Annotated in this window: 17 protein-coding genes; 10 read left to right on the forward strand and 7 right to left on the reverse strand. The window is 54.3% G+C overall.

Going from position 1 to position 18,596, the window contains the following annotated elements; genetic code table 11:
* Nucleotides 1–5: 5 nt before the first annotated feature.
* The 4 genes from HS100_05375 to HS100_05390 all read left to right on the forward strand — a co-directional run bounded on the left by HS100_05375 (nucleotide 6) and on the right by HS100_05390 (nucleotide 4,523).
* Nucleotides 6–3,203 carry a substrate-binding domain-containing protein gene (locus HS100_05375; GenBank protein ID MBE7433326.1) on the forward strand — a complete coding sequence of 1,066 codons (3,198 nt, stop codon included), beginning with the start codon at nucleotides 6–8 and terminating at the stop codon, nucleotides 3,201–3,203.
* 121 nt (nucleotides 3,204–3,324) lie between these two features.
* On the forward strand, nucleotides 3,325–3,660 hold the full coding sequence (locus tag HS100_05380; protein ID MBE7433327.1) for a winged helix-turn-helix transcriptional regulator: 336 nt from the start codon (nucleotides 3,325–3,327) through the stop codon (nucleotides 3,658–3,660).
* A gap of 41 nt (nucleotides 3,661–3,701) precedes the next feature.
* Complete coding sequence (locus HS100_05385) at nucleotides 3,702–4,172, forward strand: SRPBCC domain-containing protein (protein MBE7433328.1); 471 nt, start codon at nucleotides 3,702–3,704, stop codon at nucleotides 4,170–4,172.
* Nucleotides 4,173–4,277: 105 nt separating this feature from the next.
* On the forward strand, nucleotides 4,278–4,523 hold the full coding sequence (locus HS100_05390; protein MBE7433329.1) for a hypothetical protein: 246 nt from the start codon (nucleotides 4,278–4,280) through the stop codon (nucleotides 4,521–4,523).
* Here HS100_05390 and HS100_05395 read toward each other — a convergent pair.
* The 4 genes from HS100_05395 to HS100_05410 form a co-directional block, all read right to left on the reverse strand.
* Entirely contained in the window at nucleotides 4,505–5,935 is a 1,431-nt protein-coding gene (locus HS100_05395; protein ID MBE7433330.1) for a hypothetical protein, read from the reverse strand. The two genes, HS100_05390 and HS100_05395, sit on opposite strands and share 19 nt — an antisense overlap.
* A gap of 20 nt (nucleotides 5,936–5,955) precedes the next feature.
* A complete protein-coding gene (locus HS100_05400; GenBank protein MBE7433331.1) occupies nucleotides 5,956–6,855 on the reverse strand; it encodes a class I SAM-dependent methyltransferase in 900 nt (299 codons plus the stop codon).
* Nucleotides 6,856–6,898: 43 nt separating this feature from the next.
* A complete protein-coding gene (locus HS100_05405) occupies nucleotides 6,899–8,194 on the reverse strand; it encodes a UDP-glucose/GDP-mannose dehydrogenase family protein (protein MBE7433332.1) in 1,296 nt (431 codons plus the stop codon).
* An 81-nt stretch (nucleotides 8,195–8,275) separates the two neighbouring features.
* Entirely contained in the window at nucleotides 8,276–8,665 is a 390-nt protein-coding gene (locus HS100_05410) for a response regulator (GenBank protein ID MBE7433333.1), read from the reverse strand.
* A gap of 67 nt (nucleotides 8,666–8,732) precedes the next feature.
* Between HS100_05410 and HS100_05415 the strand changes: the two genes are divergently transcribed.
* Nucleotides 8,733–9,914 (forward strand): glycosyltransferase family 4 protein, encoded by a 1,182-nt coding sequence (locus HS100_05415; GenBank protein ID MBE7433334.1) that lies wholly within the window; start codon nucleotides 8,733–8,735, stop codon nucleotides 9,912–9,914.
* A 23-nt stretch (nucleotides 9,915–9,937) separates the two neighbouring features.
* Here the strand turns inward: HS100_05415 and HS100_05420 are convergent, their stop codons facing one another.
* The 3 genes from HS100_05420 to HS100_05430 all read right to left on the reverse strand — a co-directional run bounded on the left by HS100_05420 (nucleotide 9,938) and on the right by HS100_05430 (nucleotide 12,854).
* Nucleotides 9,938–10,159 carry a YtxH domain-containing protein gene (locus HS100_05420; protein MBE7433335.1) on the reverse strand — a complete coding sequence of 74 codons (222 nt, stop codon included), beginning with the start codon at nucleotides 10,157–10,159 and terminating at the stop codon, nucleotides 9,938–9,940.
* Nucleotides 10,160–10,255: 96 nt separating this feature from the next.
* A complete protein-coding gene (locus HS100_05425) occupies nucleotides 10,256–11,653 on the reverse strand; it encodes a cysteine--tRNA ligase (protein ID MBE7433336.1) in 1,398 nt (465 codons plus the stop codon).
* A 121-nt stretch (nucleotides 11,654–11,774) separates the two neighbouring features.
* A complete protein-coding gene (locus HS100_05430) occupies nucleotides 11,775–12,854 on the reverse strand; it encodes a TRAM domain-containing protein (protein MBE7433337.1) in 1,080 nt (359 codons plus the stop codon).
* A gap of 145 nt (nucleotides 12,855–12,999) precedes the next feature.
* Here HS100_05430 and moaA point away from each other — a divergent pair, with 145 nt between their 5' ends.
* The 5 genes from moaA (at nucleotide 13,000) to HS100_05455 (ending at nucleotide 18,470) form a co-directional block, all read left to right on the forward strand.
* Nucleotides 13,000–14,004 carry a GTP 3',8-cyclase MoaA gene (moaA, locus tag HS100_05435; GenBank protein ID MBE7433338.1) on the forward strand — a complete coding sequence of 335 codons (1,005 nt, stop codon included), beginning with the start codon at nucleotides 13,000–13,002 and terminating at the stop codon, nucleotides 14,002–14,004.
* A 65-nt stretch (nucleotides 14,005–14,069) separates the two neighbouring features.
* On the forward strand, nucleotides 14,070–14,786 hold the full coding sequence (locus tag HS100_05440; GenBank protein ID MBE7433339.1) for an HAD family hydrolase: 717 nt from the start codon (nucleotides 14,070–14,072) through the stop codon (nucleotides 14,784–14,786).
* Nucleotides 14,787–14,988: 202 nt separating this feature from the next.
* Complete coding sequence (locus tag HS100_05445; protein MBE7433340.1) at nucleotides 14,989–16,338, forward strand: NAD-dependent malic enzyme; 1,350 nt, start codon at nucleotides 14,989–14,991, stop codon at nucleotides 16,336–16,338.
* Between the two features lie 51 nt (nucleotides 16,339–16,389).
* Entirely contained in the window at nucleotides 16,390–16,824 is a 435-nt protein-coding gene (locus HS100_05450; protein ID MBE7433341.1) for a DMT family transporter, read from the forward strand.
* Nucleotides 16,825–16,826: 2 nt separating this feature from the next.
* Nucleotides 16,827–18,470, forward strand: a complete 1,644-nt coding sequence (locus HS100_05455) for a hypothetical protein (protein ID MBE7433342.1) — start codon at nucleotides 16,827–16,829, stop codon at nucleotides 18,468–18,470.
* Nucleotides 18,471–18,596 lie beyond the last annotated feature (126 nt).

An 18,596-nucleotide genomic window follows, 5' to 3' on the forward strand; every position in this document is an offset into this window, starting at 1 on the left:
CATTCATGGAAAAATCCGAAAAACCAGCAGGAAAACGCAAGACCATCGCCGTGTTGAGCGCGCAATTGAACCGCGCCTGGGGGAATGAATTCATGGCGGGAGTGCTGGACTCTGCGCGGGCGGGGGATGTCAACGTGGTCAGCTTTGTGGGTGGGAAACCCGCCGCACTGGATAATGGGAGTTCCTTTGGTTTATATGACCTGATCAAATCCGGTAAATTCGACGGCGTCCTGCTCTCGGCGGACCTTGCGCACGGTCTTCCCAAAAAAGAAATCGAAGATTTTATCGGTTACCTATCACCGACGCCGATCGCATCCTTTGCTGTTCCGGGAAAAGGCATCCCTTCGGTGATGGCGGATAACGAGGGCGGGATGCGCTCCATCGTCCGCCATTTGATCGAAACACACCGCTACGAGCGGATTGCCTTCGTGCGCGGACCCGCAGGACAAGTGGAAGCTGAAGCGCGTTACAACGCTTTCCTCGACGAACTTAAAGACCGCAAGATCCGTTTCGACAAACATTTGGTTCTCGAAGGGGATTATTCAGCGGAAAGCGGACGGGCAGCCGTGCGGACGCTGCTGGACGAGCGCGGCATGTCGGTGCGAGCCATTGTCGCCGCCAATGACCGCATGGCGTTCGGCGTGCTGGAAGCGCTGCAGGACCGCGGCATACACGTGCCGGACCAGATCGCCGTGACCGGTTTCGACGATGTGAGCGAGTCTCAATCCATGGGGGTTCCGTTGACGACAGTCAGGCAATCCTTTTACGATGCGGGCGCATTGGCATTTGACTCTTTGGTCAAACGCATCAACGGCGTGGAAGCGGGTGAAATCCAATCACTTCCTTCAGAATTGGTGGTGCGCTGGTCCTGCGGGTGCCTTCCTGAAAGCATCCAGCGCGCGGTAGTCCTTCCGCGCGAAGTGGCTCACACGGGCAGGCTTGAAAACAAACGCGTTGCGGCGATCAAAGCCCTGTTGGGCTCTGTCGGTGTAAAAGAGGGGGACCCGGCGCGGGAAGAGTATATCGATGCGGTAGGCCGCACCTGGGACACTTTCCTGACCGGGCTGCGCGAACTGGGAAAAAGCGAGGAATTTCTAAAATCTGTGCAGAAGTTGATGGGACTCCTCGAAAAACACGGTTACGACCTGAACACATGGCAGAATGTGCTTACCACGTTCCGCCGTTATGCCTTGGGAGGCCTTTCGAGCAACACCACCATGCTCAACGCCGAAAACCTTTTTCAACAGGCGCGCATGCTGGCAGGTGAATTATCGCAAAGGACGCAGGCATACCGCAGGCTCCTGCTCGTCAAGCAGGAGGAGCTGCTCAATAATTTCAGTTTTTCGATGGCATCCGCTGTGACCTTCGACGCCATCGGCGAAGCGATCGCTTCGCATTTTCCTCTCCTGGGGATCGGGTCCTGGTATGTGATGTATTACGACGATGCCGATTCACCGGGATCCATATCGTCTCCGCCGCCGCAATACTACCGGCTCTTGATGCAATATGATGAAAAAAGATTCGCCATGCCGGGCGAACGCACGCGGCTGGTTACGGGTCAACTGACACCCCGCGGGAAGACGCCGACCGACCGTCGGTACGATGCCGTGGTCATGCCGCTTTCACTGGCAGGCAACCGGTTCGGCTTTATGTGGGCGGAGATGGGGCAGGACGATTGGGATGTGTATGTACGCGTGCGAAACCTGCTTTCGAGCGCGTTGCTGCGTGTGATGCTTGTCACCCAGCGGGAAAAGGCTCAACGCGAAGTGGAACGCCTGCTGGGCGAGGCACGCGAACGCGCCGAGGAACTCAGAGGCGCGAAGGATATGGCTGAAAAAGCCGCCAGCGAAAATGCCCTATTGTTTGCCTCCGAACAGGAACGGCGCCGCGGAGCCGAGGCGTTGGCTCGTTCCCTGCGCCAATTATCCTCATTGAAAACCATCGAGCAGCTCCCCGAACAAATCCTCGATCAGTTGAGCCAGGTGATCCCGCATGACCGCGGCGTCTTCTATCTGGAGGATGTCAACAACGAGCCGCGCATCGAAGCGCATCGCGGCATGCCTGCCGGTACGGATATGTCCGGCTTTCGCCTCGGACTCAAGGGAAGCAATTTGTACACCGCTGTTTCACGCATGGGTGAAACCCTGCTGATCAACGATATCGACACGGCGGAAGACTGGACCCAGCCTGAATGGCTTCCGCGCGACAAGTCATGGATGGGAATCCCGTTATATTCGAAAGATAATGTAGTGGGGCTTCTGCTGATGAGCCGCGCGCAAGGATCGTTCTCCCAGGACGATGGGTTGCTGGCAGACACATTTGCTCACCAGGCGACCATCGCCATCGAAAATGCGCGCCTCTACCGCGAAGTAACCGGCATCAACCAGGTGATGGAACGCATGGTGGCGGAACGGGTGGAGGAATTGAACAAAGCCTACCAAAAACTGGAAAAACACGACCAGAATAAATCCGCGTTCATTCAGGTCGCGGCGCACGAACTGCGCACGCCATTGACGGTGGTGAAAGGCTTCATTGGCATGCTTTTGAACGATGAAACGATACAGACAAATCCCACGTTGTCCGAGGCGATCCAGGGCGTACAGCGCGGCACGAACCGCCTGCATCAGATCGTGAACAGCATGCTGGATATGGTCCGCCTTGAAAGCCAGGTCATCACGCCGCATTTTGAATCGGTGAGCCTGGGTTTGATCCTCAGACTCGTCCATAAGGATTACGTGAAAGACCTGGCGGCTCGCAACCTGACCCTCAACCTGGACGAGTCCATCAATACGATCCCTCCGCTGTTGGCGGATTCGGAATTACTGAAGAAGGCGCTCGACCAGGTGATCGTCAACGCGATCAAATTCACGCCCGACGGGGGCTCGATCACGGTCTCTGCCTGGGTGGTGGAGGATACCAATCGCGGAAAAATGGCGGAGGTCGCCATCAAGGACACCGGCATCGGCATCGACCCGGAACATCACAAGGTCATTTTCGAGAAGTTGTATCAAATGGGGGAAGTGCAACTGCATTCGTCCAGCCGCACAAACTTCAAAGGCGGCGGAGCCGGGTTGGGACTCGCCATCGCCGCAGGCATCGTCCGCGCCTTGCAGGGAACCATCTGGGTGGAAAGCCCCAGGCGGGATGAAGAAAAATATCCCGGCAGCACGTTTTTCATTCGATTGCCCTTGAAGAAGGAATAAACCGGTAAATGGGGGTATTTGTTTGCGTAAGGGAAACACCGCGAAATATCATTTGATCTAGCTTTTCAAGCGCATTTTACTCTTGACAAGAAATATATATTAGTTTATACTTATATTAGTTATGACTAATATAAATTCACTTAATGCACTTGGAGACCCCACCCGCCGCAAACTTTTCGAGAGATTGCGCGAAGGTCCCTGCTCTGTTACTGAACTCGTCCACACTGTGGAAGTGAGTCAATCGGCTGTATCCCAGCATCTCAAGGTACTAAAGGAGGCGCAGCTTGTCCGTATGGAAAAAAAAGGTCAACAGCGTATTTATCGGATAAACCCCGTCGGTCTGCTGGAGTTGAGGCAGTACGTGGAGGAAATGTGGACCGATGTATTCAAAGCCTTCGAAGAGGAAGCGTCCAGGCTCGCATCCGGCAAGGATCAGGAGTCGAATTCAGCGGGATGACCCGTAACGATTTTTTCACAATTCGCAAAAGGAGAAATGAAATGATGAAACAGCAGGTTAAGCACGAACAGATCGAACCCGTCCGAAAAAAATTGGAGGTAAAACTTCCCGCAGAAGATGCGTTCCGATTATTTACAGAGGGGATAAACAAATGGTGGCCCCTGATGACCCATTCCGTTTGGGGTGAGGGAGCAGAGTCGTGTTACTTCGAAGGATGGGTGGGCGGCAGGATCGTCGAAGTCTCGAAACATGGCGAAGAATCAGAATGGGGAAAGGTTCTGGTTTGGGAGCCGTACACCAGGGTTTCGTTTCAATGGTACCCAGACCGGACTCCAGAAACCGCGCAGGAAGTGACGGTGATGTTCACTGAAACAGCCGGCGGATCGCGCCTCGAATTGATCCACACCGGATGGGAAACCCTGGGCGAACAGGCACTCGAGAAACGCAACGGCTATGTGACCGGCTGGGATTTTGTCCTGGGGAAATACCTGGATGCCGCAGATTCCCAGTAGCGGGATGGAAGGAAGCGGCGGTAATTCGCCGCTTCCTTCCATCAAACAAAACTGCTTACTCAAAAGGTTGTGATTGTTCGCGGTTTTATTGGAAGGAGATTCAGAATGGACAATATCCACCCGGTTGATCTATTGCAACTTGCCCAGCGCAAACACCGTGAAGACATGGCGGATATTCGGGTGCGGCGCATACTTCGAAATTTAAACGCCAGGCATTGGCTGGCGAGGCTTGGGGCAGGCATGGTCAAGCTCGGGGAGGGGCTCCAAGCACGGCACGCGAATGATGCGCATATCGGATCGATGAATCTTGCGGGGGATGGCGGCAAAGCCGGTCAGCTGAAATCCTGGTAATGCAGGGTGAAGTACGTGGTGCCAAACTCCAGAAAGAGTACCGTCACAAAAAACACGGTCTTACTGCGGGCCGACCAGCCCCTGGTTTGGATGATGTTTGCCGCGCTAATGCAAAGGAAGGGAACCAGAAAGAGCCATAAACGAGCCGTTTCGCCTTTGGTCTTTCCAAACACAAGCAGGAAGACAAAAATCCCTGTGAGGATGGCGGTGTATAGGGAAATTGTACCGGGCTTTCGATTAATGAATTGATGGATGGCGACGCCCAAACAAACAAAGGACAATAAGGCAACCGGCAGGCCGATCCAGGCGGAAAACTCTGCGATGTTGGTCAATCCGAAACGCAGGACCGTCCCCAGGGTATTCTCCCAAGCCTTCCAATTTGCATGGTGCTCGATCGCCAATCTATAGCGAAGAAAGATATCGTAATTCAAGGCGATGGCTGCCAGTCTGTCGGCGAGCAGCCACCCGGCGGCAAAGCCTCCGATCCATTTCAAAGCCGGGATGAAAGGACGAGGCGGATTATCCCCGGTCTGGAAAAAGAGTGGGAGCGGGAAAAGAAATGCAACCACGGCCAGACCGAAGGAAAAGTAAACCGTCATATAGGTTATGATTCCGCACAGAACCGCCAGCCAGAAATTTTTTCTTCTGACCGCGTATACCGCCAACAGCAGGGGAAGAACCGTGAGGAATGGGTAGATCACCTGGTCTGTGTGAAGCGTGATCAGGGTGACGGACGGAATGGCGATATATGTCAGGCATGCAAGGACAGCCGTTTCATTGTTTCCCGTCAACTCGCGCGCAAGGTAGAAGAGCGGGATGAGAACGAGATATGAAATAAAAGGCCATGTGAGGCTGGCAAAGGTGCGCAGGTCATCCCCGCGCTCCGCGGTCGTCGATCCATGCCAGAGCGCATGAGAGACTCTTTCCGTCAGCATGTAAAAAAGCAAGGTGCCTGGCGGCTTGCTGGGGATATGGCCGTATAGTTTCTTTTTCGCCAGGGTTTCGTAGTCCCGCAGGGCGGATAAGGTATCCGTTTGTTCGGCGGCGACGTTGGCAAATTCCCCGTGCCCCAGCGTGACCATTCGGTCGCGTATCCCGTCGAGTCCCTTTCCCTTGGAATAGGCAAAACTGAATTGAAGCGCCGTGCCCAGCAGGATCAATGCGGCGATCTTGATTCGATAATCCAGCTTGATGAACGATACAAGGATCGCTGCGCCGAAAGCGACGAATGCCAGGGCGATCCATGCATGGAAGACCGGGATCGGTTGAAGCTTATATTTCCAATCGGGGAACGAATCCAGAACCGGGATTCTTAAGGCGAGGATCAGCCAATGGAACACAGCCGCCATCGTGATGCCGAGGAGCAGGGTCACAAAGCCAAGCGTGGTCTCATTCTTTGCCGAATCATTCATATCGAATACGCTGTGGTTTTTTATTTCATCCGTTCCCTGAAGTCATGGATTCCATCGCGCACGGACCATTTCGCCCCACACGAGGGGCAGGCGAGGTGGTCTTCCTTCCCGATCAAATTTCCGCTGTTGCAGTCCGGGCATTTGAAGAGTTCGATGATGTTGATAGGCATGGCAGAATCCGCATTGCCCGGGAGTTTCGCCTTTACAAACACGCTCGGCGTAAGCTGGAAAAACGCGCCTGTCGGTTGGAATAAGCCATCCAGCGCGGCGAGGAACCTGGCAGGCAGAATACGTTTCAGGAGTCGGAGCCGGAAGTGAGAGACCGTCAGCATCTTTTCGATGGAATAGCCCAGTCCGCCCAGCCACTGCCGAATGGCTTTCGGATGAAAATCGAAATTCAATTTGACGAACTCGACAGGCTCCAAATCGAACGGGTTCCACGATTGCCTTCCCAACCAGTAACGCAGAATCGCTTTGAGGTTCAATTTGTTCGCAAATTCAAGGATGAAAACTCCTCCCGGCTGTAGTGCCCCCCGGATCTGTACGAGCGCCTTGGGCGCGTCTGCCATGTGGTGCAGGACGCGGATCATCGTGGCGGCGTCGAACAGGCCTGCGCGGAAGGGAAGGCGATAGACATCCGCCGCGACATAGATGTATCTATCGGTGCGGCCAAGCCTCTCTTGAGCCTGAGCCAACTGAGTCGTCGAATAATCCAATAGGACGATTCGATCAAAGCCCGCATAGCGCGGCGTGTTGCGGCCCGCGCCTGCGCCGAGTTCGAGCATGAGCCTCCCGCCTTTGGGAAGCAATCGTTTCAGCGCGATGGCTTCGGCTCGATCTTCATACGCGCGCCCGCCCTCCTCCCAAAAGGAGCGCTGGTAATCGGAGCCTTCGTAATTGCAGACAGGTGGAGTGTTCATAAAGCTTGTAGGTCACGCTAATAGCGTGACCTACTTGTTTTCATTACCGTCCAATTGCCCGATAAGTGAATCCCATTTCACGCATGCGCGCGGGCTCGTAGATATTGCGCCCGTCGTAAACGACCGGCGATTTGAGCAGGCCTTTCACTTTATCCAGATCGAGCTGCTTGAACTCGTTCCATTCGGTGATCACCATCAGCGCGTCGCACCCGGCCGCCATCTGGTACGGTTCCTCGAACATATCCACCGCCGGAAGTATGGAACGCGCCACGTCCATTGCCACCGGGTCGTAGGCGCGGACTTTTGCGCCCGCTTCGATCAATTCTTCCGAAATATCGATGGACGGCGCATCGCGCATGTCATCCGTGTTGGGCTTGAACGCCAGACCCAGCAGGCCGATGGTCTTGCCTTTCAGGCTGCCTCCCAGCATTTGCTCCACCACGTTCACAGCTTCCTTGCGGCGGTCGTAGTTGACCACCATCACGCTGTTGAGGATCTTCGGCTCGAGTCCCTTTTCTTTTGCCATGAACGCCAGCGCCTCCACATCCTTGGGGAAGCATGAACCGCCCCAGCCGAGACCCGCATCCAAAAAGTAGCGCCCGATGCGCGCATCGTAACCCATGCCCGCCGCCACTTCCTTTACATCTGCGCCGACCCGCTCGCATAAATCCGCGAGTTCATTGATGAAAGAGATCTTTGTGGCGAGAAAAGCGTTGCTGGCATACTTGATCATCTCAGCCGTGCGCAGGTCGGTGATGACAATGGGCGCGCGCAGCGGCAGGTGCAAATGAGCGACCTTGTTCGCGGCGTCGCGGTCGAGCGAACCTATGACTGTGCGGTGCGGATTCATAAAGTCGCCGATGGCGGAACCTTCGCGCAAAAATTCAGGGCACGACACGACCGAGAAATCGATCGGCTTCGGCTGGGCGCCTTTTACGATGTCGGCGACCCAGTCGCCGGTCCCGATCGGAACCGTGGATTTATTGATGATGACCAGCGGCGCGGTCATATTCTCCGCGATGGATTTTGCGGCGGCGGCGACATATTGCAGATCCGCCGAGCCGTCCGAACCGGAAGGCGTTCCGACGGCGATGAAGGCATATTCCGCGTCTTTCAGGGCTTCCTTGTATGAAGTGGTGAACGAAATACGCCCCGCCTTGAAATTGCGCTTGACCAGTTCATCCAGCCCCGGCTCGTAGATGGGCATGATGCCCTTCTTGAGGTTTTCCACGCGCCTCTCGTCCACATCCAGCGCGGTCACACGGTTGCCCAGGTCGGCAAAACACGCCGCTGTTACCAGGCCGACGTAACCCACGCCGGCGACACAAATTTGTTTCATATTGTTTCCTCTTGATTGATAGTTTTGGCTTGCCGTCCGTTGACCGGTCAAAGCGCAGGAGGCACGCCAGTGTTTTTAAGATCACCCGGTAATTTTCTTCCCCTTTTGCATCCATTCGTTCACGGTTTCGAGCAGGTCGAGCAGGTCCATGGGTTTGGTGATGTATTCATCACAGCCCGCATCGTAGGCGCGTTTGCGGTCGCTGGGCAAGACATGCGCGGTAAGCGCGATCAACGGAATGGATGAGGTCAGCAAATTGCCTTTGATCAGGCGGGTTGCAGTCCAGCCATCCATCTCGGGCATCGAGAGATCCATGATGATCAGGTCCGGCTGTTGTTTGGCGGCCGCATTCACCCCGTCCCGCCCGTTCATGGCAAGAAACGTTTCGAACCCGTTTCTCTCCAGGATGAAACGCACCAATTCATAAGTATCCATGTTGTCTTCGACAATCAAGATACGACCTGCGGACATGGCTTAAATATACTACAAACTGGATGGCAGTTTCCCGGCATTTCGAGCCGATGAGTATAATTAAAACATGCGCCTGCTATTTGTCACAGACGCCCGCTCGCCCATTTCCCGCAATTGGATGCGTTACTTTTCCCGGCGCGGGGACGAAATTTTCATCGCCTCCACTTTCGAATCGGATGAGTTGGATTTCCCCATCGAGCGGATGGAATTCGTCCCTGTGGCTTTTAGCGCCGTCAAAAAACGGACCTCCGCCCCCTCCAGCGCCTCTTCGCGAACCCTGGGCTTGCGCACCAGGATCAGGCAGTGGCTTGGTCCCCTGACCGTTCCCGCGTCCGCGCGCAAGTTGCGGGCATTGATAAAAGAAGTCGAACCTGAGATCGTTCATGCGATGCGAATCCCATACGAAGGGATGTTGGCGGCGGTTGCAATATCTGGTGGTCGAGTAGCCGAAGGCGTATCAAGACCACCGGCGTTCCTTGTTTCCATCTGGGGCAACGATTTTACCCTGCACGCCCCTTCCACGCCGTTGATGAGATATTACACCCGGAAAGTGATGAAATATGCGGACGGTTTGCATGCCGATTCCGAACGAGATGTGCGGCTGGCGCATCAGTGGGGCTTGAGCGTGGACAAGCCCACTCTGGTCGCGCCCGGCAACGGCGGAGTGAGAGGCGATGTTTTTTATCCGCCAAAAGAATTGACAAAGAGTCCGGTCGTCATCAATCCGCGCGGGGTGCGCCCCTACGTGCGGAACGATTCGTTCTTCAAGGCGATTCCGCTCGTGCTGGCGAAAAGACCGGATGCGAAAATTTTATGCACGGGGATGCAAGCCGAACCGCAGGCTATGGATTGGGTGAGAGAATTGAAGATCGAAAACGCCGTTGAGTTGTTGCCCGCGTTTGCTCATGAAAAGATGGGAGAGGTCTTTCGCGGGGCGCAGATCGTGGTCTCGCCCAGCGTTCACGACGGGACGCCGAATACGCTGCTCGAGGCGATGGCGTGCGGATGTTTCCCCGCGGCGGGCGATCTGGAGTCCATCCGCGAGTGGATCACGCACGGGCAGAACGGTTTGCTGTTCGACTCAAATGACCCGCAATCGATTGCGGATGCGATTCTTCTGGGCTTGGAAAGAGAAGACCTGCGGGCAGAAGCCGCAGGTCTCAATGCGAAGATCGTCTCTGCTCGCGCAGAGTACGGGGCGTGCATGAAGAGGGTGGAAGGGTTCTATTCCGTAATTCGTAATTCGTAATGTGGTTCTTACGGTTTTACGTATTAGAACTCGCTCCGTGGCGCCCGCAGGGATTCCAACCGACCGCGCAGTTCGATGCGGCGCGCGTCTGCCGAGTGCCGGACATCGTTGAGGAAGGTCTGCCCGCGCTCGCGGATCTGTCCGCGCAGGGCTTCGCCAGATTCAGGCGCGAGAAGTAGAGCGATCACAGCGCCGACCAGCGCGCCGGTAAAGATGCCGATCAAAAATCCGAACATTCTTTGCATGGAGAGTCTCCTTGAAAAGTCGTTGTGATGTTTGAATTATACATCTGAAATTTGTCTGTAAAAAGTAGGTCACGCGGTTCGCGTGACCTACAAAATTTAACTCCATTTCCAGGTGGTGCCGTCTTTGCTGTCTTCGATGGAGACACCCATCGCTTTCAATTGGTCGCGGATCTCATCGGAACGCTTCCAGTTCTTTTGCTTGCGGGCTTCGGTGCGCTCGGCGATCAAAGCTTCCACCTGGGCTTCATCTTCACTTGAGCCTTTTTTCTCTTCGAGTTTCAGCCCGAGCACGCCGGCGAGTTGTTTGAAAGTGTCCTGCGCAGATTTGAGTTGGTCAGCAGTTGCGCCGTTATCGCGCGCGGTATTGATGAACTTGGAGAGTTCGAACAGCGCGGCGACGGCTCCCGCCGTGTTGAAGTCATTGTCCATGGCTTCGGTGAAGTTGGTGCCCGCGGATTCGATGGCGGTGGAAAGCGCGGAGAGACTATCGGTGTTGAGTCCGCTTGCGGAGGGGGAGGCAGGCTTGAGCGCGGACTTGAGGCGCTCGACGTTCCGTTCCGCGGCGGCAAGCGTTTCGTCGTTGAACATCAGCGGCGCGCGATAGGTCCCGTTCAGGACGAGCATACGCATGACATCGGAGGAGTGCTGGGAGAGAAACTCCTTGATGCTGATGATGTTGCCCAGCGACTTGGACATCTTCTCGCCGCCGAGCTGTAACATGCCGTTATGAATCCAATAACGCGAGAATTCCCTGCCTGTATAACTTTCGGTCTGCGCGATCTCGTTTTCGTGATGAGGGAAGATCAGGTCGTTGCCGCCGCCGTGGATGTCGATCTGTTCGCCGAGTTCGGCGAGGTTCATGGCAGAGCATTCGATGTGCCAGCCGGGACGGCCCCTGCCCCAGGGGCTTTCCCAGAAAATCTCGCCGGGTTTGGCGGCTTTCCATAACGCAAAATCCATCGGGTGTTCTTTCTGCTCACCGACTTCGATGCGAGCGCCCGCCTGCATGTCTTCGAGCTTCCTCCCGGAAAGACGGCCGTAATCGTCGTCGCTGGTCACTCGAAAATAAACATCGCCGTTGGCAGCAGCGTAGGCGTGACCTTTTTGAATCAGCCCTTCGATGAATTTGATGATGAGCGGCATGGTTTTGCTGACCTGCGGATTGGACGTGGCAGGAATGACGTTCAAGTTTGCGAGGTCGCGCGAATAATCTTCGATGTATCTTTGCGAAAGTTTAAGCGGGTCTTCGCCCAATTGGTTGGCACGGTTGATGATCTTGTCATCCACATCGGTGTAGTTCATCACGTGTTTGACATCGTATCCGCGATATTCGAGGTAGCGGCGGATGATGTCGAACACGATGGCGGACATGGCATGCCCGACATGCGCGTCGTTATAGACCGTCACGCCGCAGACGTACATTTTGACCTTGCCGGGTTCGAGGGTCTGGAATTCCTCGGTTTTGCGTGTGAGGGTATTGTATATTTTCAACATTTTCGTTTTACCACCAAGCGTCACGAAGGAGCAAAAAGGATTTTTTTATAGGCAGTTTTATTTTACCGCATAAAAAAACAGGACGCCTCTCGACGCCCTGTTTACTCTCACTATTCACTTTTTACTTGCTCTTCCCCCTCTTCCCGTTCTCCTCCTCCACCCGCCCGAAGATCATGCGCCCGGCTGCGGTTTGGAGGACCTTGGTGATGTTGACGTCCATGTATTCGCCGATGTAGTCGCGTCCGTTCTCGACCACGACCATCGTGCCGTCGTCCATGTAGCCCACGCCCTGTCCGTGTTCCTTGCCTTCCTGCATGATGTTGATGCGCAGGATTTCACCGGGCAGCACAACCGACTTGACCGCGTTCGCCAGTTCATTGATGTTGAGCACGGTCACGCCCTGCAATTCGGCAACGCGGTTGAGGTTGTAATCGTTGGTGAGGATGGGACTCTTGAGCTGTTTGCCGAGTACGACGAGTTTATCGTCCACTTCGCGCACGCCGTCCACGTTGATGTCCGAGATGCGGACGAGGACATTGGGAAGTTTCTGCAATTCGGCGAGCACCTCCATGCCGCGCCGCCCGCGCTGACGGCGGACTCCGTCGGGAGAATCGGCAATGTACTGCAATTCGTTCAGAACGAAGCGCGGGATGAGAAGAGTGCCGGGCAGAAAGCCGGTCTTGGCGATATCCGACACGCGCCCGTCGATGATCACACTGGTATCGAGCAGGATGTTGCGGTTGAGATTGGTCCACGAAGAGGAGGAGCCGCCCTCGCTTCGTCCGCTGAGCGCGCTGAGCAAACCCATGATGTCGCCCTGACGCATAACGAAGAGAGAAACCCCGAAATAGGAGAAGATCAACACGCCGATGAAAGGCAGGATCTGGCTAAAAGGGGCCGGAAGCATCGAAAGCGGAAATGCCAGCAGCGCGGCGATCAACAGACCGACAACAAGCCCGGTCAACCCGGCGAACAGGGATTCAGCGGTCATTCGTGCCAACAGGGAGCGGATGGCGCGCGCCGGGCGGGTGGTAAAGTATGGCGTGAGGATCAACCCCGCCAGCGCGCCGGACAAGGCGAACACAAGCGTGGTGCGGAACGCGTCTTCGGGCGTGAACTGCGAAAGTTGAAATCCCCAGGCCCCTCCGGCGATCCCCAACATGATCATGCCAATGATGCGAAGAATAAATTCGAAACTCATGAATAACTCCTGAAATAAAAAGAATAATGACAACGTCATAATAGCATGGCTGCTATCCTGCGTCAATTCAATTAAGCGCCGTCTAATAAAATTGATATAATCGCCCCTCTCACGGCAGTCGATGGACGCCGAAACTGTGAATCCTATGAATCTGCTAGACACGTTAAATCGACCCCTGCGCGACCTGCGCATTTCCGTCACCGACCGGTGCAACTTCCGCTGTGTGTACTGCATGCCGAAGGAAGTCTTCGGACCGGGTTATCAATTCCTGCACCGCGACATGGTGCTGACCTTCGAAGAGATCACGCGCCTCGCCCGTATTTTTGCCGGGTTCGGCGTCCGGAAGATTCGTCTCACCGGGGGCGAGCCGCTTGTCCGCAAGGACTTTCCGAAACTCGTCGAAATGCTGGCGCAGATTCCCGATCTCGACCTGACGATGACCACCAATGGGGCGCTGCTTCCGCGTTTTGCAGATGAACTCAAAAAGGCAGGGCTGAAGCGGGTCACCGTCAGCCTCGATTCATTGGATAACGAGATCTTCAAAGCCATGAACGATGTGGATTTTCCGGTCGAGAAAGTGCTCGAAGGCATGGACGCCGCCAAAGCCGCCGGGCTGGAGCCGATCAAGGTCAACATGGTGGTGAAGCGCGGAGTCAATGAAAGCAGCATTCTGCCGATGGCGCGTTTCTTCCGCGAAAAGGGATACATCCTGCGCTTCATCGAGTACATGGACGTCGGCCACACCAACGGCTGGCGCATGGACGATGTTGTCCCGGCAAAAGAGATCGTCAACATCATCGGCAGGGAATTCCCGCTCGAACCCGCCGACCCGAACTACCGCGGCGAGGTGGCGGAACGCTGGAGCTACAAAGACGGCGGCGGCGAGATCGGCGTGATCGCCTCGGTCACGCAGGCGTTCTGCCGCGACTGCCACCGCGCGCGCCTCTCTGCGGAGGGAAAACTTTACACCTGCCTTTTCGCAGTCAAGGGACATGACTTCCGTGAATTGCTCCGTAATGGCGCAAGCGACGAAGAGATCTCGCACAAGATCGAAAGCGTATGGGGCAAACGCGCCGACCGTTATTCCGAGATCCGTTCTGAAAATACCGTCCCGCTCCCCAAAGTTGAAATGTCTCACATCGGCGGGTAATCGGATAATCAAGAGACCCTAAAGGTTTTGGAAACCTTTGGGGTCTGATAATCATGGAGAAAAGTTTGTCAAAAAATATCAAGGCAGTCTTGTTCGACCTCGATGGGACCCTGCGTCTCAACGTTCCCAATTCCGTCGATGTCTTTGCCGATTGTCTCAAAGGCATGGGCGTGGAGGCTTCGGGAGAGGACCACACCCGCGCCGAACGCTGGGAACATTTTTATTTCGCGAACTCGTTCGAGATCCAGGCAGACAGCAAGACCTACAAGGATGACGAGAAGGGTTTTTGGGTCAACTTCACCAAACGGCGCTTGATCGCGCTGGGGCTTCATAACGGGAAGGCGGATGAAATTGCCCCGCACATTTCCAACTGCATGGAGGCGAATTATAAACCCCAGTCCCAACTTCCCAATGGGATTCAAACCGTCCTGCAGAAACTGCAGGAAACGGGTTATGTGCTCGGAGTTGTTTCGAACCGCGAGGACCCTTTCCATGAAGAACTCGATTCGCTCGGCTTGAAGTCTTATTTCAAGTTTTCGCTTGCAGGCGGCGAGGTGCGGTCTTTCAAACCCGACCCGCTCATCTTCGCGCATGCCCTGAAACTTGCAGGGACCTCCGCCGATGAAACCATTTATGTGGGCGACAATTACTTCGCGGATGTGGTCGGAGCGCTTCGCGCCGGGCTGACGCCTGTTCTCTACGACCCGGGGCAACTCTTCCCCGAAGCCGAATGTGACGTCATCCGCTCGTTCGACGAACTGCACGGGTTGCTGATCGCGTAAGACACGTTCTCTCATGCGTCCGCTGGCATAATAAATTGCCGACCATGCATTGTTGGAAATACCGCGGAGAAAACTCCGCGGTATTCGCGTTAAAATGGGCTTGATAAGCGCAGCGGACGTTCTCCCTGGACTGTCCGTCCGCGTGTGCCTGCGGCACAGTGCAGGCAGGACAGTCAATCCTCCGCTCAGTAAAGGAGACCCCATGGCTTGGGACCAAAAGATCCTGCGCATCGTGCGCGTGAGAAATTCACAGAAGAAGGGCGTGCTGGCAAAACTATTGACCGCCATCGCAGACACGGGCGGGAGCATCGGCAGTATGGTGCTGTTGACCGAAACCTCGCGGCATGTGGTGCGCGATATTACCGTCACCGCAGATGACGAAAAGACCCTCGCCGCCGTTCTTGCTGCAATGGAAGCGAACGAAGGCACGAGAATCATCGAAGTGCGCGATGAAGTGCTGGAACTGCATCAAAAAGGGAAGATCGCCATCCGCTCGCGCTACCCGATCGATTCGTTGACAACCCTGCGCCGCGTCTACACGCCCGGCGTGGCGGAAGTCTGCATGCGGATCGCCAAGGAGCCTTCTCAAGCGCGTTTGTACACGAGCATCAGCCACATGGTTGCAATCATCACTGACGGAACCGCTGTATTGGGATTGGGCGATATAGGCGCGGTGGCTGGGATGCCCGTCATGGAAGGCAAAGCCATGTTGATGGAAACATTGGTGGGGCTTTCGGGGATTCCGATTCTATTGAACACCAAAGATACCGATGAAATTATCAATACCGTTGCGGCGATCGCCCCGACCTTCGCGGCGATACAACTTGAAGACATTTCCGCGCCGCGCTGCTTCGAGATCGAAGAACGTTTGCAATCCATGCTGGATAAGCCCGTCATGCACGACGACCAGCATGGGACGGCGGTCGTGTCCACTGCGGCATTGATGGTCGCCACGCGCGAAGCGGGCATGGACATGAAGAAAGCCGTCATCGGGCAGGTCGGGCTTGGGGCGGCGGGACAGGCCATCGGTCAGATGTTGATGCGTCTGACGGGGAATCCGGTCCACGGCGCGGACTTGAGTCAAGAGGCGTTGAGTCGCTTCGAAAAAGCGGGCGGGGTCAAATCCAACTTGAAAGACATCATGGCGAACTGTGATATTGTTGTTGCAACGACCGGCGCGCCAAATTTGATCAAACCGGAGATGGTGCGCAAGGGACAGATCATCCTCGCGCTCTCGAACCCTAACTCGGAGATCGACCCGGATGTGGCGATGGAACACGGCGCGGTCTTTGCAGCAGACGGGAAATCGGTGAATAATGTGCTGGGCTTTCCGGGCATCTTCCGCGGCGCGGTGGATGCGAACGCGCCTCGAATCACGCAGGAGATGCTGGTTGCCGCGGCGGAGACCATCGCTTCGATGACCCCGCCCGGCGAGTTGGTGCCCAGCCCGCTCGACAAGAAAGTCCATCGCGCGGTTGCAAGAGCAGTGGCGGAGACTGCGATCAGGCAGGGCATCGCCCGCGCCGATTACGTGCCGTATGTGGAAGAATAATCATCCGTAGGGACGACTCGCGAGTCGCCCCTACAAAACAAAAGGAATCGAATGGATACCCTCTTTATCATCATCCTTGTCGGTCTGGCGGGTGGAATGGCAATTGGCGTGCAGGGACCTTTATCGAGTCTCATCACCCAAAAACTGGGACCTCTTGAAAGCGTCTTTATCGTTCACATCGGCGGCGCGATCGCGGCTTTGATTCCCATGGCGTTCCTTGGCTCGAGACTCGGGCAATGGAAGAACGTGCCATGGTATGCCTTAAGCGCGGGCGCGCTCGGCTTGATCGTCATCATGGGCATGGGATATATGATTCCCCGCATCGGCGCGGCGGGCGCGTTGATCACCCTCATGGCGGGACAGATCCTCGTCGCCGCCATCCTCGACCATTTCGGTCTGCTCGGCATGGCTCCGCGGGCGATCGATCTCCAGCGGGTGATTGGATTTGGGGTGGTGATGTTGGGAGTGTGGCTGACGGTGAGGTGAGGATGGAAGAAAAGAAGTCTGTCTCCAAGCAATTGTTAAGTACAATCATTTTTATCTCAATCTGTTGGCTTTCTGCGTATGCATTTAGCAGATTATTCCTTCCCATTCCAAAAGTATGTACAAAGGAACAAAGAGGTGACTGGAATCTTTTGGATATCAGCGAAGTTGAGCCAGTTGAAAATCGGGTTCATACTGTTGGGCATATTGGAGGGGAAGCCTCTTCGGTTTTCACGAGCGTAGACCATGTGTTTGTAAAATTTGGGCTTGAATTGGCAGCATTCGATGTCTCAAATCCAACTCGAATTCATCGAGATGGTTATTTATTAATTCCCGGCGATTTGATATATATTGATCAAGACCGTCAATATGCCTATGTTCACCATAAAGGATTGTGGAAGGTTGATATTTCAGACCCTGCCAATATGTCTGCTGCGCATGTATCTTACCCGCAAGGGTATATTGAAAGCATCAAGATAGTAAACAACAGCGCATTTCTTACCACAGTGCATTGTGAATATATTTCCATTGGCTTTGGGTCTAGAATTCCAACTGGATGCAGAAAGGCGCTCCACATTGTGAATATCTTAAATCCTGAGAGAGCAACATGGTGCATTGGTGGAATTCCTGGCAGCCTGCTTAGATTAGCATTGGGAGCTAGTCGGGAACTGGTCGATAATTTTCAAAAAAACGACGAAGCCAATGGACTGTTTTATACCGTTTCGGAAAAGGAGGGACTTCAAGTTTTTGATGCTCCACCAATGCTTCAGACGACGGCGATTTATTCTTATTCCCCGCCACTCGAGCTTGTAGATGTAATGATTTATGGTTCAAACGCATTTATCACCAAAGTCTCTCACGATCCTCCAAATCTATATTGGGATTTACACCTTATTAATATCTTAGACCCTGAGAATCCATTAGACGTGGGCCATCTGGTTTCCCGTTCGCGGCTTGTAGCCGTTGTTGATCATTATGGCTTTATAGAGCAGGATGGTGAAACGAAGAGTATGAAAGTAATTGATCTTCAAAACCCGACTCTAAGCGATGAAACAGCGATTCCTCCTGACCTTGCCGAAATCAGCCAGAGGAAACACGGGTTTTCTCCCAGCTTTATTGATATAGAAGGGCGCGAAGTAACCCGCCTGCCAAATGGAATGTTTATAGAAGGTGATGTTCTTTATTCTTTTTATAGCCATGTAGATATCAAGGATATATCCAACTTTACTTGGGTGGAGCACTACCCTTATCCAGATCCGATTGGACATTATAAATTGTCAACAAGGGAAAGCGTTAATGATCTTGTTGTGAAAGATAAAATAGCTTATATATCTGATCGGGTCGGTAATTTGGAAATCGTGGATTTTTCCGATCCTGAGAATCCTCGTTTGATCACGGTTTACGATTCGGGTAAATGGCTTGATGACTTGCATATTGTTGATAGTTTTCTTTTCGCGACTGCCTCAAGGGACGGGTTCTTCGTTATAGATATTTCGAATCCAAAGTCGCCCGCCGTGGTGGGGTCTTATGTAACGGGTACTTTTATATCCAGTTTTACGATTGTATGTCCGTATATTTACATTACTGATAGCGAAAATGGCTTGTTTGTGCTTCAATCAGATTTTCTCACAATTAGCGGTTGTAAGTAGCTTTGAGAATTCCGAACTTGTCCAGAAATACTGCGAGTCATAAGTCGAATAGATCAAAACCACATCCTTGCAAAACCAAAAGACGGCAGCCCCCACCTGCCGTCTTTCTTCTTTCCTCTTTCCTTG

The organism is Anaerolineales bacterium (assembly GCA_015075725.1).
GTDB lineage: Bacteria > Chloroflexota > Anaerolineae > Anaerolineales > Villigracilaceae > Villigracilis.